The sequence below is a fragment of the Cyclobacterium sp. 10D3-21 genome (assembly GCF_055809755.1).
This window is the reverse complement of the sequence record NZ_CM147924.1, coordinates 2,175,876-2,191,536: the sequence shown is the minus strand read 5'-3', so window position 1 is coordinate 2,191,536 and position 15,661 is coordinate 2,175,876. Positions and strand designations below refer to the sequence as shown.

Annotated in this window: 15 protein-coding genes; 5 read left to right on the top strand and 10 right to left on the bottom strand. The window is 38.2% G+C overall.

The window, feature by feature from the left end; translation table 11 throughout:
* Positions 1-570: a DUF1349 domain-containing protein gene (locus tag AC0L7T_RS08915; RefSeq protein ID WP_473342210.1), complete on the bottom strand. Its 570-nt coding sequence runs from the start codon at positions 568-570 to the stop codon at positions 1-3.
* A 266-nt stretch (positions 571-836) separates the two neighbouring features.
* On the opposite strand from AC0L7T_RS08915, the gene AC0L7T_RS08910 reads away from it, so the two are divergent.
* Positions 837-1,082 carry a hypothetical protein gene (locus AC0L7T_RS08910; protein WP_473342209.1) on the top strand — a complete coding sequence of 82 codons (246 nt, stop codon included), beginning with the start codon at positions 837-839 and terminating at the stop codon, positions 1,080-1,082.
* Between the two features lie 195 nt (positions 1,083-1,277).
* Here the strand turns inward: AC0L7T_RS08910 and AC0L7T_RS08905 are convergent, their stop codons facing one another.
* From AC0L7T_RS08905 to AC0L7T_RS08890, 4 genes are all read right to left on the bottom strand, one after another.
* The gene (locus AC0L7T_RS08905; RefSeq protein ID WP_473342208.1) at positions 1,278-2,324 is read right to left on the bottom strand and encodes a hypothetical protein; all 1,047 of its coding nucleotides are present in this window, start codon (positions 2,322-2,324) and stop codon (positions 1,278-1,280) included.
* Positions 2,325-2,796: 472 nt separating this feature from the next.
* Positions 2,797-3,525 carry a sulfotransferase-like domain-containing protein gene (locus AC0L7T_RS08900; RefSeq protein ID WP_473342207.1) on the bottom strand — a complete coding sequence of 243 codons (729 nt, stop codon included), beginning with the start codon at positions 3,523-3,525 and terminating at the stop codon, positions 2,797-2,799.
* A gap of 2 nt (positions 3,526-3,527) precedes the next feature.
* Entirely contained in the window at positions 3,528-4,439 is a 912-nt protein-coding gene (locus AC0L7T_RS08895) for an aminotransferase class IV (RefSeq protein ID WP_473342206.1), read from the bottom strand.
* Between the two features lie 63 nt (positions 4,440-4,502).
* The gene (locus AC0L7T_RS08890; RefSeq protein WP_473342205.1) at positions 4,503-5,468 is read right to left on the bottom strand and encodes a Kelch repeat-containing protein; all 966 of its coding nucleotides are present in this window, start codon (positions 5,466-5,468) and stop codon (positions 4,503-4,505) included.
* A 282-nt stretch (positions 5,469-5,750) separates the two neighbouring features.
* On the opposite strand from AC0L7T_RS08890, the gene AC0L7T_RS08885 reads away from it, so the two are divergent.
* Positions 5,751-6,425 carry a carboxypeptidase-like regulatory domain-containing protein gene (locus tag AC0L7T_RS08885; protein ID WP_473342204.1) on the top strand — a complete coding sequence of 225 codons (675 nt, stop codon included), beginning with the start codon at positions 5,751-5,753 and terminating at the stop codon, positions 6,423-6,425.
* A gap of 11 nt (positions 6,426-6,436) precedes the next feature.
* On the opposite strand, the gene thrC is transcribed toward AC0L7T_RS08885, so the two are convergent.
* The 5 genes from thrC to AC0L7T_RS08860 form a co-directional block, all read right to left on the bottom strand.
* Positions 6,437-7,729, bottom strand: coding sequence for a threonine synthase (thrC, locus tag AC0L7T_RS08880; RefSeq protein WP_473342203.1), 1,293 nt, complete (start codon positions 7,727-7,729; stop codon positions 6,437-6,439).
* 25 nt (positions 7,730-7,754) lie between these two features.
* Positions 7,755-8,699 (bottom strand): homoserine kinase, encoded by a 945-nt coding sequence (locus tag AC0L7T_RS08875; protein WP_473342202.1) that lies wholly within the window; start codon positions 8,697-8,699, stop codon positions 7,755-7,757.
* A 1-nt stretch (position 8,700) separates the two neighbouring features.
* Positions 8,701-11,148, bottom strand: coding sequence for a bifunctional aspartate kinase/homoserine dehydrogenase I (thrA, locus tag AC0L7T_RS08870; RefSeq protein WP_473342201.1), 2,448 nt, complete (start codon positions 11,146-11,148; stop codon positions 8,701-8,703).
* A 657-nt stretch (positions 11,149-11,805) separates the two neighbouring features.
* Positions 11,806-12,486, bottom strand: a complete 681-nt coding sequence (locus AC0L7T_RS08865) for a head GIN domain-containing protein (protein ID WP_473342200.1) — start codon at positions 12,484-12,486, stop codon at positions 11,806-11,808.
* A gap of 20 nt (positions 12,487-12,506) precedes the next feature.
* Positions 12,507-13,187: an SDR family NAD(P)-dependent oxidoreductase gene (locus AC0L7T_RS08860; RefSeq protein WP_473342199.1), complete on the bottom strand. Its 681-nt coding sequence runs from the start codon at positions 13,185-13,187 to the stop codon at positions 12,507-12,509.
* 85 nt (positions 13,188-13,272) lie between these two features.
* Here AC0L7T_RS08860 and AC0L7T_RS08855 point away from each other — a divergent pair, with 85 nt between their 5' ends.
* The 3 genes from AC0L7T_RS08855 to AC0L7T_RS08845 all read left to right on the top strand — a co-directional run bounded on the left by AC0L7T_RS08855 (position 13,273) and on the right by AC0L7T_RS08845 (position 15,467).
* Positions 13,273-14,157, top strand: a complete 885-nt coding sequence (locus AC0L7T_RS08855; protein WP_473342198.1) for a mechanosensitive ion channel family protein — start codon at positions 13,273-13,275, stop codon at positions 14,155-14,157.
* Entirely contained in the window at positions 14,141-14,479 is a 339-nt protein-coding gene (locus AC0L7T_RS08850) for an MGMT family protein (protein ID WP_473342197.1), read from the top strand. The genes AC0L7T_RS08855 and AC0L7T_RS08850 overlap by 17 nt, the downstream gene beginning before the upstream one ends.
* Before the next feature lie 298 nt (positions 14,480-14,777).
* Positions 14,778-15,467: a sugar transferase gene (locus AC0L7T_RS08845; RefSeq protein ID WP_473342196.1), complete on the top strand. Its 690-nt coding sequence runs from the start codon at positions 14,778-14,780 to the stop codon at positions 15,465-15,467.
* The last annotated feature ends 194 nt before the right edge of the window (positions 15,468-15,661 follow it).

The following is a 15,661-nucleotide window of genomic DNA, read 5'->3' as shown; positions in this document are numbered from 1 at the left end:
CTATTCCTGATTCATTGCTGTTATCTCAAAATGATCAAAGGTAACCTCAAATCCAGCTCCCTTAGGAGACGCGGCCATAAAACCTATTTGTAATGAAGGTGAAGGTGGAAAATAAGCTTGTCTCAATAATTGAAAAGAGGAACCATCCAAACTGTAACTTACCTCAACATAATCTTTGCCACGCTTGGCTTTGATATAAAAAGTCGCAGGCATGCCCTCAATTGTTGCTACAGACCAGTCTGAACAATCTCTTGTAACAACAGCACTGGCATTTTGAACTCCATCTACATATTCAATCCCTGCTTTAATCCAGTTCTCCCTATCAAGAAAAAGCATTAAACCAGCCTGGTCATACAAGTCAGTATATTTCCCTGAGAATTGAAGTATAAGTTCAAAATCTCCGGATTGGTCGGTATGTAAGAAATGACCGGTTTCACTAATAAAACCATAATGGGTCTTTCGCCAGAAGTCTGTTTCTGAGTCTGTCCTCAAATGTAGCAGCCCATTGTCTTCTGACCAGGAATGAGGTGGGTTCATCCAATTGAATTCACGTCCTTCAATATTTATCATAAATGATGTGGCTTTTTGTTTAATTGTTCAATTCTTTCTACAATAGCAGAGATGCTTATTATTTGTTAAAAAAGACGCATTGCCTCGCCATAAATTTTTTCAGCACTTCTTTTTGAGAGTTCAAATTATTTATTAAAAATTGATCTTTCCTATTTTTGCTATTAATTAATTTGATTTGGGAAAGTATTTTAAATTGCTTTTATTTTTGATAATGTAACTGGAAAGGTTTCCCATCCGATACTTATGCACAGATGCACTAAAATGGCATGATTTTAGCGAATTCTTCGATTACATCTAACAGCAAAGCCATGAATTTAAGCCAACCATCCATAACCAGTTTACAAAATCTTCTTTTTTTTGGAAAAAAAAGAGATGACGTAGATAAAGGTACCAATCGATCCACACCAGGAACTTCTGGTGAAGGTCCTCGCCCTCCCAGAAAGGATGAGTATCCTGACGACAAGGAAGATAAAAATAACGAGGGAAAAGTTAAAAAAGAGCACAAGAATTGAGGGAAACCTCAGTTTTTGTGCTCTTTTTTGTTTTGTTTGCCAACAGTAAATTCTTAAGTGCTTTTCTTCAAGGTTCTGTTCAGAAATAAGAAAATCACAGACCTTCTCATGTCGAGACAATAATTTTAGTATTGTTTAGAATGAAAGAAATTGCTTTAAAGTCAGCTAATTATTATAGCATCAACGCAATTAGATTTAATTAACGTCAATCACCATCTTACCTAAGGAAACCACTATTTTCAAAAGACGGTCATTGATTCCTTTTCTAGCAGAAGCGAATGAATCCTTATTGTAACAGTCCGTATAGTCGCTTAGATGCAAAAAGAGTTTAGTTCCTCCCTCTGTAAGTTCAGCACTAATCTTGAGTCCACTGCTATAATCCAACTGAACCATGTCCATTTGCCTCAATTCGGGTTCGCTTTTTCTTCCTGTAAGTTTGTTGAAAAACAATTGTTTTTTATAATCAGAAACACTTACCAACTCTTCATGCATGGCATCAGAAGGCGGCTTGTTTCGAAACCTGTCAAAGATTTTTTTGTTTTCCCCTTCTGAAGTGATATTAAAGGTTTTCTCCCCATATAATTTATACCTGATCTGTAGATCAACATGAAAATCGTAGAGACTTTTTTCTTTACCTTTTAGTTCTTTCACCAATTCTTCAATCAGTGAAATCTGCAATTGAATGTTTTTATCTTTTTCAAGGTCAAGAATTACATGATTCCGTTCATCAAAGGCCAAGTAAGCTTCAAACCCTTCTTCCATGGAAAGAATTCTTTCTTTCAAATCCTCGTAACCTGCATGTGACTCCTTATAGGCACCATTGTTTTTAGTAACTATTTTGTCAATTTGTTGTGAAAGTACCACTCCTTTGATCACCAACTTGGTCTTTTCTTCATCCATAGAAGGAAAAGAATTTCCTGCCAAAAAGGTGTGGGTGAAAATCGCAGCTTGTTGGTGTGCATTGAAGACCAAAAATCTTCCCTCAGCATTTGGGTAACCAATTACTGTTCGGCTAAGCTCTGGGTCGAAACCTATAACATAATCATAATCTTGCCCCTTTATTTTGTCCAAAGCCGGTAATAAAAACTTATAATTAAGATTTTCAATAGGGCTATCGTCAGGAGTATAGAACAAGGTTTCAACTTCACTTTCTGTGACAAATTTTAACCCTTTTGCAGTCTCTGGCAAATAGATTAACCCCTTGGGCGTAATATTTACTTCTACAGGCTGGTCGTTTTCCATTTGTATACTTATTTCAATTTTGTAAGATGTACCTAATTTGTATAAACTATTGATATGCTAGCCCTGAGGATTTCTGTTTATCTCTCAAAATCCCAGGCGGAAGGAATAAGTATCAAAATTATGTTTTAATACACGACAAAGCAAGAAAGCAACCCAACCTTTCTAAAATATTCTTATTTAACACAATTTATTTTCCGGTATTTTAATGAATCTTTTAAAAAATTCTCCAAATTATCCATAATCAACTCTTCTTAAAAGAATCTATTTCTGAAACACCCTTTTCTAATAAGGATAAGTGCAAAGAATTCAATTTTTAAAAAATTAGGTTAGCAGGAAACGATAACATTCCGACACCAGAATTAGGAGGACTTGATTACAAAACAAGGAGCTTCAAAATTTTTTCCTGCCTCTCTACAGTAAACGCCTTCATCAAAATTCCTTTGTATGGAATTACCGGTATCCCGTTAAGCAATTAAAGCGCATGCTTTACAAGGCTTTCATAAATGGGTCGACACTCACTCAGCAGTGGAAGCAATTGCTCAGGAAATGCTATTTTCTTCTTCTCGTAAGGCTGAAATCCAGTTGAAAGATGAACATTTTTATACCAATATTTGGCCCAAAGACCGTCCTCTGGTATAGGACCCTTGCTCCATTGAAGCATACTATCCATAAATGGAATACCCAAAGCCTCACATAATTTTCGCAACTGACCTTCAGGATCCTGTAAAACCTTTTTGGCATCAAGCACCACAAAAGGCAAATTCCTTGTTTGTAAATATTCTACTAACTTCTTTTGCATGGCATAGCCAACATCTTCCATGCCTGGTTGTTCAATCACTTTGGAAAAAGACAGCAGCATTTCTTCAGGGTTACGGGTCAAAATAATATTGAATCCTGATTCCATGAATTGCCAGTCAAGCTGTATTAGGTGATGGCTCATGTTCTTATAGAAGGCAACAGGTTTATTCTGTGGGCCCACCATCCTTTTAACAACCTTCTCCCCATCTGTTTCCATTTCTGATAAAATCTCATCTGCACCGGGATGAAAAGGTTTAGCAGAAGAATGGCTAAGGTAATGTCCATACAGAGGCTCATCCGCAACAATGGTATCGCTTCGCTGAGCAAAACTGTACATTAAGGCTGTGGAAATATTTCGGGGACCCGACCAAAGGAATATTCTTTTATTATTCTTTTCTACCATTCTTATTGTAGTTGTTGTGCCACAAGGTCTTCATACAATTGACGCAAACTGGTAGTAACAGGCCCACTGCCTCCATTACCGATGGGTTTTCCGTCTATCTTTACCACTGGTGTTAGGCCTCCAAAAGTTCCAGTGACAAAGGCTTCATCGGCACCATAAACATCAAATAAGGAGAAGTTTTTTTGATGGCAAACTATTCCATTTTGAGCACAAACTTTAATCACATTTCCTCGTGTAATGCCATTCATACAGTAGGCACCTGTAGAGGTCCATACTTCATCCCCTTTTACCATAAAGAAGTTAGTCGCATTACAAGTCGAAACAAAACCGTTGATATCCAGCATTAGTGCTTCATCGGCACCTGCCTCAATGGCTTGGATCAAAGCTTGCACTTCATGTAGCTTACTGTGGCAATTTAACCTGGGATCCAGGTAATCTGGAGACCCTCTACGAATGGCACTTGTGAAAAGGCTAATTCCCTGGTTTTTACTTTCGCCATCTGCTTGTTTGTATTCTGCAATAATAACCAGATTTGGCCCAGAAATGGTAAGTCTTGGGTCTTGTGAGGGTGTTTTTTTGATGCCTCTTGTAATCATGGCTCGAACATGAACATGGTCTTTCATACCGTTTACCTCGAGCGTATCCTGAACATTTTTTATCAGGTCTTCACGAGAAAATGGAAGCGTAATTCCTATAACTTTTGCAGATTGCCAAAGTCGGTCTAGGTGCTGGTCTATAAATATCAGCTTTCCATTGTGCACCCTAAAAGCTTCCCAAACGCCGTCTCCAACTAAATAGCCACTGTCAAAGACTGATATTTTCGCTTCCTCCCTAACAAAAAATTCCCCATTAATGAAGATTTTGACCGTTTCATTCCTGGCATCATGCAATGCCTGATGTGTTCCTTTTACCATGCGGCGTAATTAAAATTGACTGGTTAATTCTGAAAAATAACTGACTACAATATTGACAGCTTGTTATTTAATGACAAGTTTTTCTATACTATTCAACTCGGGATTACCTCCCCTATTGCCACAACCTGCTGCTAGGTATAGGGCACCGTTTATTGCTACTGCAGGAAACCCATGCCTACCTCTGTTCAAGTGATTCAGTAATTCCCACCCATTTTCAGGGTGAAAGTATTCCACCTCACTATGAGCTGTTATTTGTTCGTCACTTTCGCCCCCTATGACCAAAAAACCATCTTTATAAGGAACCGTGGTACTTCCAGCCCTTTCTGTTGGTAAGGGGTGTTCCGATAAAGTAGTCCACGAACCCGTCTTAAAATCATATACATCCAATTCTGGATAGGTTAACTCAAAACCATGTCCTTCTTTGGCAAAAGAACGCCTGCCTCCAACGGCATACATCTTATCGTTTACTACTACTGCCTGGAAATGATCCCTGAGTCTTGGCATTGAAGGAAGCGTTTTCCAAACGCCACTTGCTGGGTCGTATTCATCCAAATAATCCCTATTGTCAGCCCAATGACCATCCTGAGCACCTCCCAAAAGGTAAAATTTATCGTTATGAACCACCAAACCAGTAGCCCCCCTTCTTCTCTCCTTAGGAATTTCATGACTCTTAGTCCAGGAATCGTCCTCAGGATCGTATATATAGACATTTGGAACTGGTGTTTCATGTGGATAACCACCTGTAAATGCACCTATTACATAAATTTTGTTCTGATAAGCCACTGCCTGGAAGTGATGCATTTCAAAAGGGGCATTTTTCAATTTTGTCCAGTTACCACTGGAAGGATCAAATTCTTCAACAGGCTTTTCACCCCTTCCGCCAATTAAATAAAATTTTCCGTTGACAGCAGCGCCAGAACATTCGTGGCGATTTGTACAGGTGGTTTGAGGGTCAAGCGTCTCCCAGGTTTGGGCTTGAATACCAGCCCCCAAAATGGCTAGTGCAAATGTTAAAAATATCTTTACCATAACTTTTTTTATTCTGGTTTATAGGTTGGTTTACCATGAATTTGTTCGATACCTAAAATTACAAATTAAAATCAGCCTATGGTAATTCTATAAAAATTAATCCTATGGGCTAAAGAAAAATAGCTATTGAAAGCGGAAGAAGCAGATTTTTAGATACAGTTTGCGAAAATAATCAATCTTATATTTTGTTAAAAACCCAGTTAACAAGTGTTAATTACTATTTATATCAATTCAACAGCTCTATTTTTATCAGATCTTTTGCTGATAACCTAAAATAAGTCCATGTCTTTAATTTACCTGATCCCCCTGCTTTTCACATCAAGTCCGTCCATTCCCGAAAATGTGCAAAATGAATATTTCGAGCTCCATGGCAAGCTATTAGACGCAAGTACCATGCTTCCCATAGCTAATGCCCATCTTTACTGGTCAGCACACAAAACCATAAGTAATGAAAAGGGAGAATTTTCTATTTGGGTAACAGAAGGTATTCTTCTCCAAATTTCTCATATTGGATACGAAACATTAACCTACCTTACCAAAAGTGATACAGATGCACCGGTGACTATTATTCTTATTCCTTCATCTGTAGAATTGGAAGAAGTAGTTGTAAGGACTTTACCAAATGAGCAATCCTTTAAACAGCAAGTTATCGCAACGAAACCCGCTAACCACACCCAACATGAGCTTTTAAAAAGCAACCTGAATTTTATGAAGAATATTCATCATTTGGGCTATCGATACGACATGAACAGCTACGACAAGCTCCTATCGAACTTAAGCGATAATGGCTCGGCCGTGCTGTTCTCCAGCAACCCATCAATGGGTATTCTTGGATTAATCAAAAAATTAAAAAAAAGACGCAATCTCCCCACCAAAGAAAGGCTCATAAATACAAACCCCTTTCCTTTGTATCCTTACATGCGTAAAAAGGGAGATTTTCAAAAGTATTTTGACTGAGGAGCGATTGATTACTTCAACAAATAATCTCTGAATTGAAGGTAATCGTTTTCCATGGTATCCACTTGCTTGTTACCTTGCATAAAAGCAGCCAGTCTTTCCGGCAATACTAACTTCTCCCCAAGTGCTTCCTCCACTGTACTTCTGAATTTACCAGGGTGGGCTGTCTCCAAAAACACCCCTTGATAATCAGAAGGATACTTTTTCATAAAAGCTTTCAAACCAAGATAGGCCACAGCCCCATGAGGGTCCATTGTGTATCCCATCTCATTTTTCACTTCCATCATCGCCTCCTTTGTACTTTCATCTGTATAATAACAGCCTTTTACTTTTTCTTTTAGCTTATCTTCATCCCCACCGAACAAGGCTAGTAATCGGAAAAAATTACTTGGATTGCCAACATCCATGCTATTGCTTATGGTTTGTTTAGAAGGTTTCGCTAGGAATGCTGACCCATTTAAAAAATCGGGAACCACTTTGTTGACATTGGTGGCAGCGATAAACATATCAATTGGTAAGCCCATTCTCTCCGCCAGAATCCCTGCAGCGAGGTTACCAAAGTTCCCACTTGGAACGGAGAATACCAGTTTTTTATTCTCTTTAGGCAGTCTTGAATAAGCATAAAAATAATACAAACACTGAGGAATCCAGCGTGCAATATTAATAGAGTTGGCAGAGGTAAGTAACAACTTACTATTTAATTCAGTATCCAGAAATGCTTCTTTAACCAATTTCTGACAATCATCAAAAACACCGTTTATTTCTATGGCCTTAATATTCTTACCAAGGGTGGTAAACTGTTTTTCCTGAAGTTCGCTTACTTTTCCCGAAGGATATAAGATCACAACTTCCACACCTTCTATACCCAAAAAGCCATTGGCCACAGCGCTTCCTGTATCTCCAGAGGTGGCAACTAAAACCTTAATCCCATGCTTGTCCTGAAGCATGCTCATCAATTTGGAGCAGAACCTCGCACCAAAATCTTTAAAGGCCAATGTAGGTCCATGGAAAAGTTCAAGTGTAAAAACATCCTTTTCTACAGGCACTAATGGTGCATCAAAATCCAAAGTATGGTCTACAAGGGTTTTGATTTGCTCAGTAGATAAATCTTCCGAGAACAAAGCATCTATTACCTTATAGCCAATTTCCTTAAAAGTTAGCGTATGTAAAGAGTCATAAAACGCCTCAGGTAATACCGGAATTCTTTCGGGCATGTACAGCCCTTGATCAGGCGCCAGCCCTTTAATAACGGCTTCTTTTAAGTCTACTTTATAATTCGGATTGTTGGTACTGTAGTATTTCATTAGATGTGACAGGTTTGTCAGCGAATTAAACTTCTTCTTCAATAATATATGCTCCTCGGGTGTTTATGGCCGATACATATAAATCTATAGGCAATTGAATTTTATCAAACACCTGTTGGGAAATTCTACTTACTTCCCAGGCAATTTCCTCGGTAGGAGACAAGATAAACATGGTTGGTCCTGAACCGGAAATACCACAACCCAAAGCTCCCGCAGGCACAATACCTACTTTTACTTCATCATATCCTGGAATAAGAATCGACCGGGAAGGTTCAGCTATTACATCATTAAGAGATCGGCTGATTAAGGCCATGTCCTCTTGAAACAATCCGGCTACCAAACCTGCTATATTTCCAGATTGTGTAGTAGCATCTTGCAGGCTTACATTCCTTCTTAATACACTTCTGGAATCTGAAGTATTCAATTCCAAATGAGGATGAACCAAGGTACAATACAGTCCTCTCGGTACATGCAATGGAATTACATCCAGGGGTTGATATTCACGAATCAGGACAAATCCACCTAATAAAGAGGGGGAGATATTGTCTGCATGTCCTGCCCCACAAGCAATTCTTTCAGATTCAATCCCAAATTGAAGCAAATCCTTTTTTTCGTATGGATTGCCCAGCAAAGCATTGGTCGCCATTAGTGCAGCCACTGCACTTGCGGCACTTGAGCCCATACCACTCCCTAAAGGAAGTCCTTTGTATAGCTCTATTTCCAGTCCCCCCTTAAAACCAAGATCATCTACCATGGCTTTAACGGCAACGCTACAAGTATTTTTCTCAGTTTCATAGGGCAACTTCCCTTTGTCACCTTCAATTTTCACTACCCTAACTCCTGGAGTTTCAGAAAGCGCTACACTTACTTTGTCCCCTAAGTCTTCAATCGCAAAACCCAAAATATCAAAGCCACATGAAACATTGGCTACAGTAGCGGGTGCAAATGCGGTAACTTTTTGCTTTTCCATTTTACCTTGAATAATTTCCTAACCTGATAATGTCTGCAAATACGCCTGCAGCAGTCACATCTGCTCCTGCTCCCGGACCTCTTATGATCATAGGGAACTCATGGTACCTTTCAGTGGTAAACAAAATCATATTGTCACTCCCCTCCAGAGAATAAAAAGGATGCTTTTTACCCACAGATTTTAAGCCAACAGTGGCTTTACCGTTTTCTAAAACAGCCATAAACCTAAGTGTTTCTTCTTTTTGGTTGGCTTCGTCTACCAATCCTTTAAAGTAGGCATCATGTTCTTTCAGTTTTTCCAGAAATGCCGTTACAGAATCTATATCCTTACAGTCATCAGGAACCATGCTTTGAATAGAAACGTCTTCAAAATGCAAATCCTGTTCTGCTTCTCTACCTAAAATTAAGATTTTTCTCGCAACATCCATACCACTAAGGTCATCTCGTGGATCTGGCTCTGTAAATCCTTTCTCCTTGGCTTGTTCTACTACCTTACTGAATGGTATACCTTTACTTAATTCACTGAATATGAAATTCATAGAACCACTTAGTACCCCTTCCACCTTTAGCACCTTATCTCCACTCAAAATCAAATCCTGTAGGGTGCTAATCACGGGTAAACCTGCCGCAACATTGGTTTCGTAGAGGAATTTAATATTTCTTTGACCGGAAAGCTTTTTCAGAGATTTGTAATTCTCCAAAGAGCTCGAATTGGCTTTCTTATTTGGAGTTACTATGGCCACTTTTGATACAAGTACTCTTTCGTAAGTATCTGCAACCTCTTGACTTGCGGTACAATCCACCAATACTGAATTGGAGAAATTCATACTGTTCATCGTATTTAAAAATACGCTAAGGTCCATGGGTAAATCTGAAGCAGACGGAACTGGAATAGAGGTAAGGTCAAACCCATCCTCATCAAAGGCCATATAGCGAGAATTCGCCAGTCCATGAATTTTGATATCCAGCATATAATCCTCCTGCAACTTATTCAATTGATTTTGAATCATTGATATCAAAGTTTTGCCAATTAGGCCAACTCCGATAAGGAATACGTGCAATACCTTATTGTCAGAAAGGAAAAATGCTTCATGCAAGGCATTCAATCCTTTTTGAAGGTCTGACTGTTTTATAACAGCAGATATATTCAATTCGGAGCTGCCCTGAGCAACTGCCGAAACATTTATATTGTTCCTTCCCAGCGCCTGGAAGAGTCTTCCACTTGCTCCGGGATGATGCTTCATGTTTTCACCAACAACAGCTATTACAGACATGTTTGGCATAACCTGGATCTTGTCCATCTCCCCAGCAAGAATTTCATAATGAAATTCATTTTCCAAAACCTCGCGGGCAACACTGGAATTTTCACTTTTAATAGCGATGCAAATACTGTGTTCCGAAGAAGCCTGACTTATCAATACTACATTGACATCAGCTTTAGCCAAGGTACCAAATACCCTGCTGCTTACCCCTACCACTTCTACCAATCCTGAACCCTGGACATTTAATAGAGTAATGTGATTTAAGGAGGAGATACCTTTGATCAATTTGGTGTTCTCCGGATTCTCACAAATAAGCGTTCCATCCTCTTCTGGCTGAAAGGTGTTTTTAATATATATAGGGATTTTTCGCTTCATTGCTGGTTGCATGGTAGCTGGAAAAACTACCTTGGCACCAAAATGAGAAAGCTCCATTGCCTCGTTATAGCTTAATTGCGGAATAGTAATCGCAGAATAAACCAACTTAGGATCAGCCGTCATTACTCCGGTCACATCTGTCCATATTTCCAGGCTATCTGCTTTTAATGCTGCAGCAAAAATGGCTGCAGTGTAATCAGATCCACTTCTTCCTATTGTAGTTGTTTCCCCCTTTTCGGTTGAGGCTATAAAACCAGTAATGATAAGAACTCCTGCATTTTTGGAATAAAAATCACTGATCAATTGATTTGTTGTAGGGAAGTTCACTTTAGCATTCCCAAAACGATCATTGGTTCTGATAAGCTCTCTGGCATCTACAAAATGAGTATCCATGTCATTTTCCCGCATCCCTTCAGTCATAATATAGGTGGAAATACGTTCCCCAAAGCTTACGACATAATCAGAAGTTCTGGCAGAAAATTCTTTTATTAAAAATATGCCATGATACAAATCCTCTAGCTCATTGAAGCGAACCTTAACAAAGGTCAAAACTGAGGATTGCTTTCTTACGGGAATTAGTTGTTTTACAAGCTGAAGATGGCGCTTTTCCATGGAGAGTAAAAGTGCCTGATAGTCCATATCGTTTTGCATGGCGAGATGGGCACATTTTAACAAATCCTCAGTTACTCCACCAAATGCCGAAAACACTACTGCTATTCGATCGTCTAGGGATGCTTTCTTGACAATGGAAAGAACATTTTTAATTCTTTCCAAATCAGCGATGGACGAACCTCCAAATTTTAATATTTTCATTGCTATTCTTTATCGGTTAATAAGGTTAACAAAAGTCTGTGAAAGACCTCTTGTGTCAGGGGCTATATGTATGAAAGCACGGGATTACCCCGTAATACCTGTATTTGTGGTGGTATTGCCACTAAAAAATAGACTGCAGTTTAATGACCGAAAAGATTCGGTTAATGAAATTTCTTGAATTTTATTTACTGCGAAAACCATGGTTGAATGTTTGAAGGGACAATTCTAATGACAAATTTTATATATCACAAGTTTTTTAGATTAGAAATCCCTTATTACCTTAAGATTAAAAAACTGATTGCCTGCCAAACAAGTTCCTTATAACTAATCAAAGATTGGTTATTTCGGCCCTTAGCAAGCTAATTTCAAGGAGAAAGCAACCTTTTCAGGACACATAAAATGATAAAATTTAAAGAATATTGAATTGTGTTCATTAGAAGTTTAGCAACTTCCTTACACAACTAAGCCTATTCATACAATTTAAGACAAAATCATTTACCGTTGCTTCTCAGGGAAGGTTAATGGTGAACCAAGGCCTTTGGAGCATTTCTCTTTTAAGAAGTTTGTTTTGCGAAGCAAGGCAAGTGAAGGTCAATTGAATAGCAAAACAGATTGGTATAAAATCCAATCTGTTTTGCTATTCAACTATCCCGAACATTAAAACTGTTCTATAGTCCCTCCAATATTTTCTTTAACGTCTATTATATTAGGATCTCCTTTATACCTCACTCTTCCTCTCGTGGCTGCAGTTCCTTTAAGCGATTCTAAAACCTCAAAACTTCCACTTGCATTGGTATTGGTTCTGATTTCAGCATTTTTCACAACCAAACCCTCTCCATCAATTTCCGCATTTGTAAATGCATTGTAATCAAGATTATCAGCAGTTCCCTTCACAAACATTTTTGCGTTGGTTTCAGCGGCTAAAACCAATCTCTCCGCCTTCACTTCGACTTCTAAATAGGCATTGCTGGCCACTTTTAGCTCAACAACTTTATTTTCTATTCGATCCTTCACGAAAACCTTTGCCCCTGAAGACACCTCAATTTCATTTATTTGAAGGTAAGTTATGACCACTTTGATTGAGCTTGACTTGGGGTTATTTCCAGCAACCTCAAGTTCCAATTCACGCTTGTTGATCTTGGCAGACACCTGACTAATATCGATTCCAGAGGCAGTAATGGTGATTTCGTGTTTTTCTCCTTTGATAAGCTCCACCTCAATGGCATCACTTACTGCTATTTGATCAAAAGCGTTTAATTCTCTTGTTTCGGTAGTGGTTTGTGCCTTTGCAGCAACCACCAATAGCAACATGAATAAGGTTAAAATAGTGTTTTTCATAATTCTAAATCATTAATAAATCAATTCACGCCACCGTACAATTTAAATGTCATATTCCTTAAGGCGGCATTGGTGGCAGCATAATGCATGGCCTCAGCAATTTCATCAGTTTTAACCCAATCCCCATAATCAGCATCCGGCATGGATGCTCTATTTTGAGGAGTGTCGATGATACTGGGAACAAATACGTGAGACCTGACTTTTAGGTTCGCTGTTTCATTGGCAATAAAGTCTGCCAGGTCAATCACCATGCTCTTACTCAAAGCGTATGCCAAAACATCTTTTCCTTCATTAGGCTGAAGGGCTGGTTTTGCACCCACAAATAGGAAGGTACCATTGTTGGCTTTCCTCATCAGCGGTATAAAATGTTTCACCATATTGAAAGCACTGAAAAAATTCAATTGAATCATCTTTTCTATGTCTTTACTGGACGTTTCATCTATTCCTCCCATTGCAAAGCCTCCTACCAATAAAGCCATGCATTCAAGACTCCCATATTGTATTTGGTATTCTTTGCTAAAATCCTTAACAGATTCCTCATCAGTGACATCTACCTGATAAACATCATCAGCCTCTTCCACTTCTTGGTCACTGCCAGGAGAAATAACGGCTATCACCTTAAATCCTTCCCTCTTAAATTTACTTACGACTGCACTACCCAAATTCCCTGCACTTCCTGTGATGATAATATTTCTATTCATGCTATTATTTTGTTTGGTTATTATGCGGTATTTTTGTCAGGTAAATAGACAAAACATAAAAGTAAGCTTTATTTTTAAAATAGTAATGGAAACAGGGAAAAGCAATATTGAGGTTAATGAGCGAAGAAAACGAATAATCTTTGTTTTAAAGGTGCTCGCTTATTTTACTTTTCTTGTGCTTCAGGAAACCATAGAACCGGATAAAAACATATTATACTCCAGGCTTTACAACATCGTAGATGCATTGGCCTTCCTTCTCTCAGGGAATATCCTGGTTTCTCTCGGAAGGATATTTTTGGTCAGGTTTTACTTGAGAAAAAAGAAAACCAACTCTCTGCATAGTAATTTTGTCTTAGGAATTAATAGAATTGCGAGCCTGCTGAATGTGATTATCCTATTGATCGCTATCATGGTTTTCTTCGATATTGACCCGAAGGAATTCCTCTCCAGTATCACAATTGTAGCTGCCGCCATTGCACTTCTATCCAGAGATTACATTATCAATATGCTCAATGGCCTGATTATCATGTTTTCAGACCAAATAACGCTGGGTGACTACATTAAGGTTGGCGAACATCAAGGGAAAATACAGGACATCACTTTGTTGAATATCGTACTTTTAAATGATGACTATGATTTGGTAATGGTTCCCAACAGCCTAATTCTCACAGCAAATGTGGTGAATTACAGTCGACAAAATATAAGAAAGCTTACCTTTAACTTTGAAACTACCAATCACTCAAGATTGAATGTAGATGACATGGAGAGTAAACTTAAGAAAATTATACAGCCATATAAAGAAGAAGTCCACAGTAGTAGCCTTTCCTTAAAAGCCCTTGAGATTCGCAAAGATATTGTCCGGATGAAACTTCAAGTTCAACTCAACAGCAAATCCAGAGAATCAGAGAAGAGAATCCAACGCATTATCAACCAATCAATAATAAACCTGACAGGTGAAGAAAACAAATGACAACTTCTTTTCACAAGTTTACCAGGTGGTGAAACTTATCCCCCCTGGTAGGGTAACAACCTATGGGGCAATTGCTTCCTATCTAGGGAGCAAAGGAAGTGCCCGAATGGTAGGCTGGGCAATGAATGCTGCACACGGTATGGAAGACGTACCTGCTCATAGAGTAGTTAATCGAATGGGACTTTTATCAGGGAAAAATCATTTTGCTTCACCAGACCTAATGCAGCAAATTTTGGAAAAAGAAGGAATAAAAGTAGAAAATGATTTGATTGTTGATTTTGACATCTTGTTTTGGGATCCAGAATCAACTTTAACCATGTAATTAGTCTTTAGTCACATGATAATTTTAGGTTTATTACAGTTCGATTGCATAAAACCAAAACCTCCACAATAAAATAATTTTTTCACAATTAAATAGTGGAAAATTAATAATATTTTAATTATTCGCTATATTTTTTATTAAAAACAAAATACTAAGATTTAATATTAGGAAATTAAAATCCTTTATTTTAGTTTTGAAATACATTTTTCGAAAGACAAAATTCAATTACCGTCCATTGTGGCACGATAATAGTTAATGGACGTTTAATCTTTTGAATTGCTTAAATAAAATCACCCGTATGCCCTCCACTATTACCGAGCGAAAACCAACTGCTAAATCAATTAATTTAAAGGGGAAATATTTGAGAATTTTTCCTGTGGCAATGTTTGATGAATCTCAACAAATGCTCAAAAGAATTTTTGATGTTTCCTTGAGTCTGGGGCTGATGCTCTTTGTTTTTTCATGGCTTTTCCCATTAATTGGCATTATTATAAAATTGACCTCTTCAGGTCCAGTTTTTTTCCAGCAACTTAGGCATGGAAAGGACAATGTACCCTTCTTTTGTTACAAGTTCCGGACAATGTATATTAATGAGCAGGCAGACACCCAACAAGCCACTAAAGATGACCCTAGGATTACCTGGATTGGTAAATTCTTACGAAAGTCAAGCATGGATGAATTGCCTCAGTTTATAAATGTAATTAAAGGTGAAATGTCTATCGTAGGTCCAAGGCCTCATGCCATGCCAATGAATTATAAATTCTCGGCAGAAATTGACAATTTCATGTATCGACACACCGTCAAGCCAGGAATTACTGGATTGGCACAAGCAAAGGGCTTTAGGGGTGAAACCAAAGATTTTTACGACATCTATTCAAGATGTAAATTGGACATTTTCTACGTCAATAACTGGTCCCCATTATTAGATATAAAAATCATTGTATGGACTATTATTTCTTTACTTTTGGACAAAGGCAAAGCTTATTAACCAACCATTGACCATAAATCCAGACCCCAGGGAAATGACATCTCCAAACAGCCTGATTTTCTTGCAATTAGAACACTTACCGTAAACACAGGAAATCCTATTACATAATCTGGGTTTAAACGAAATGCAATTGTGGACACCTACTTTTATGGATTAAAGTAAACACCTATCCAAATGAGGCAAAGGGAAAACAA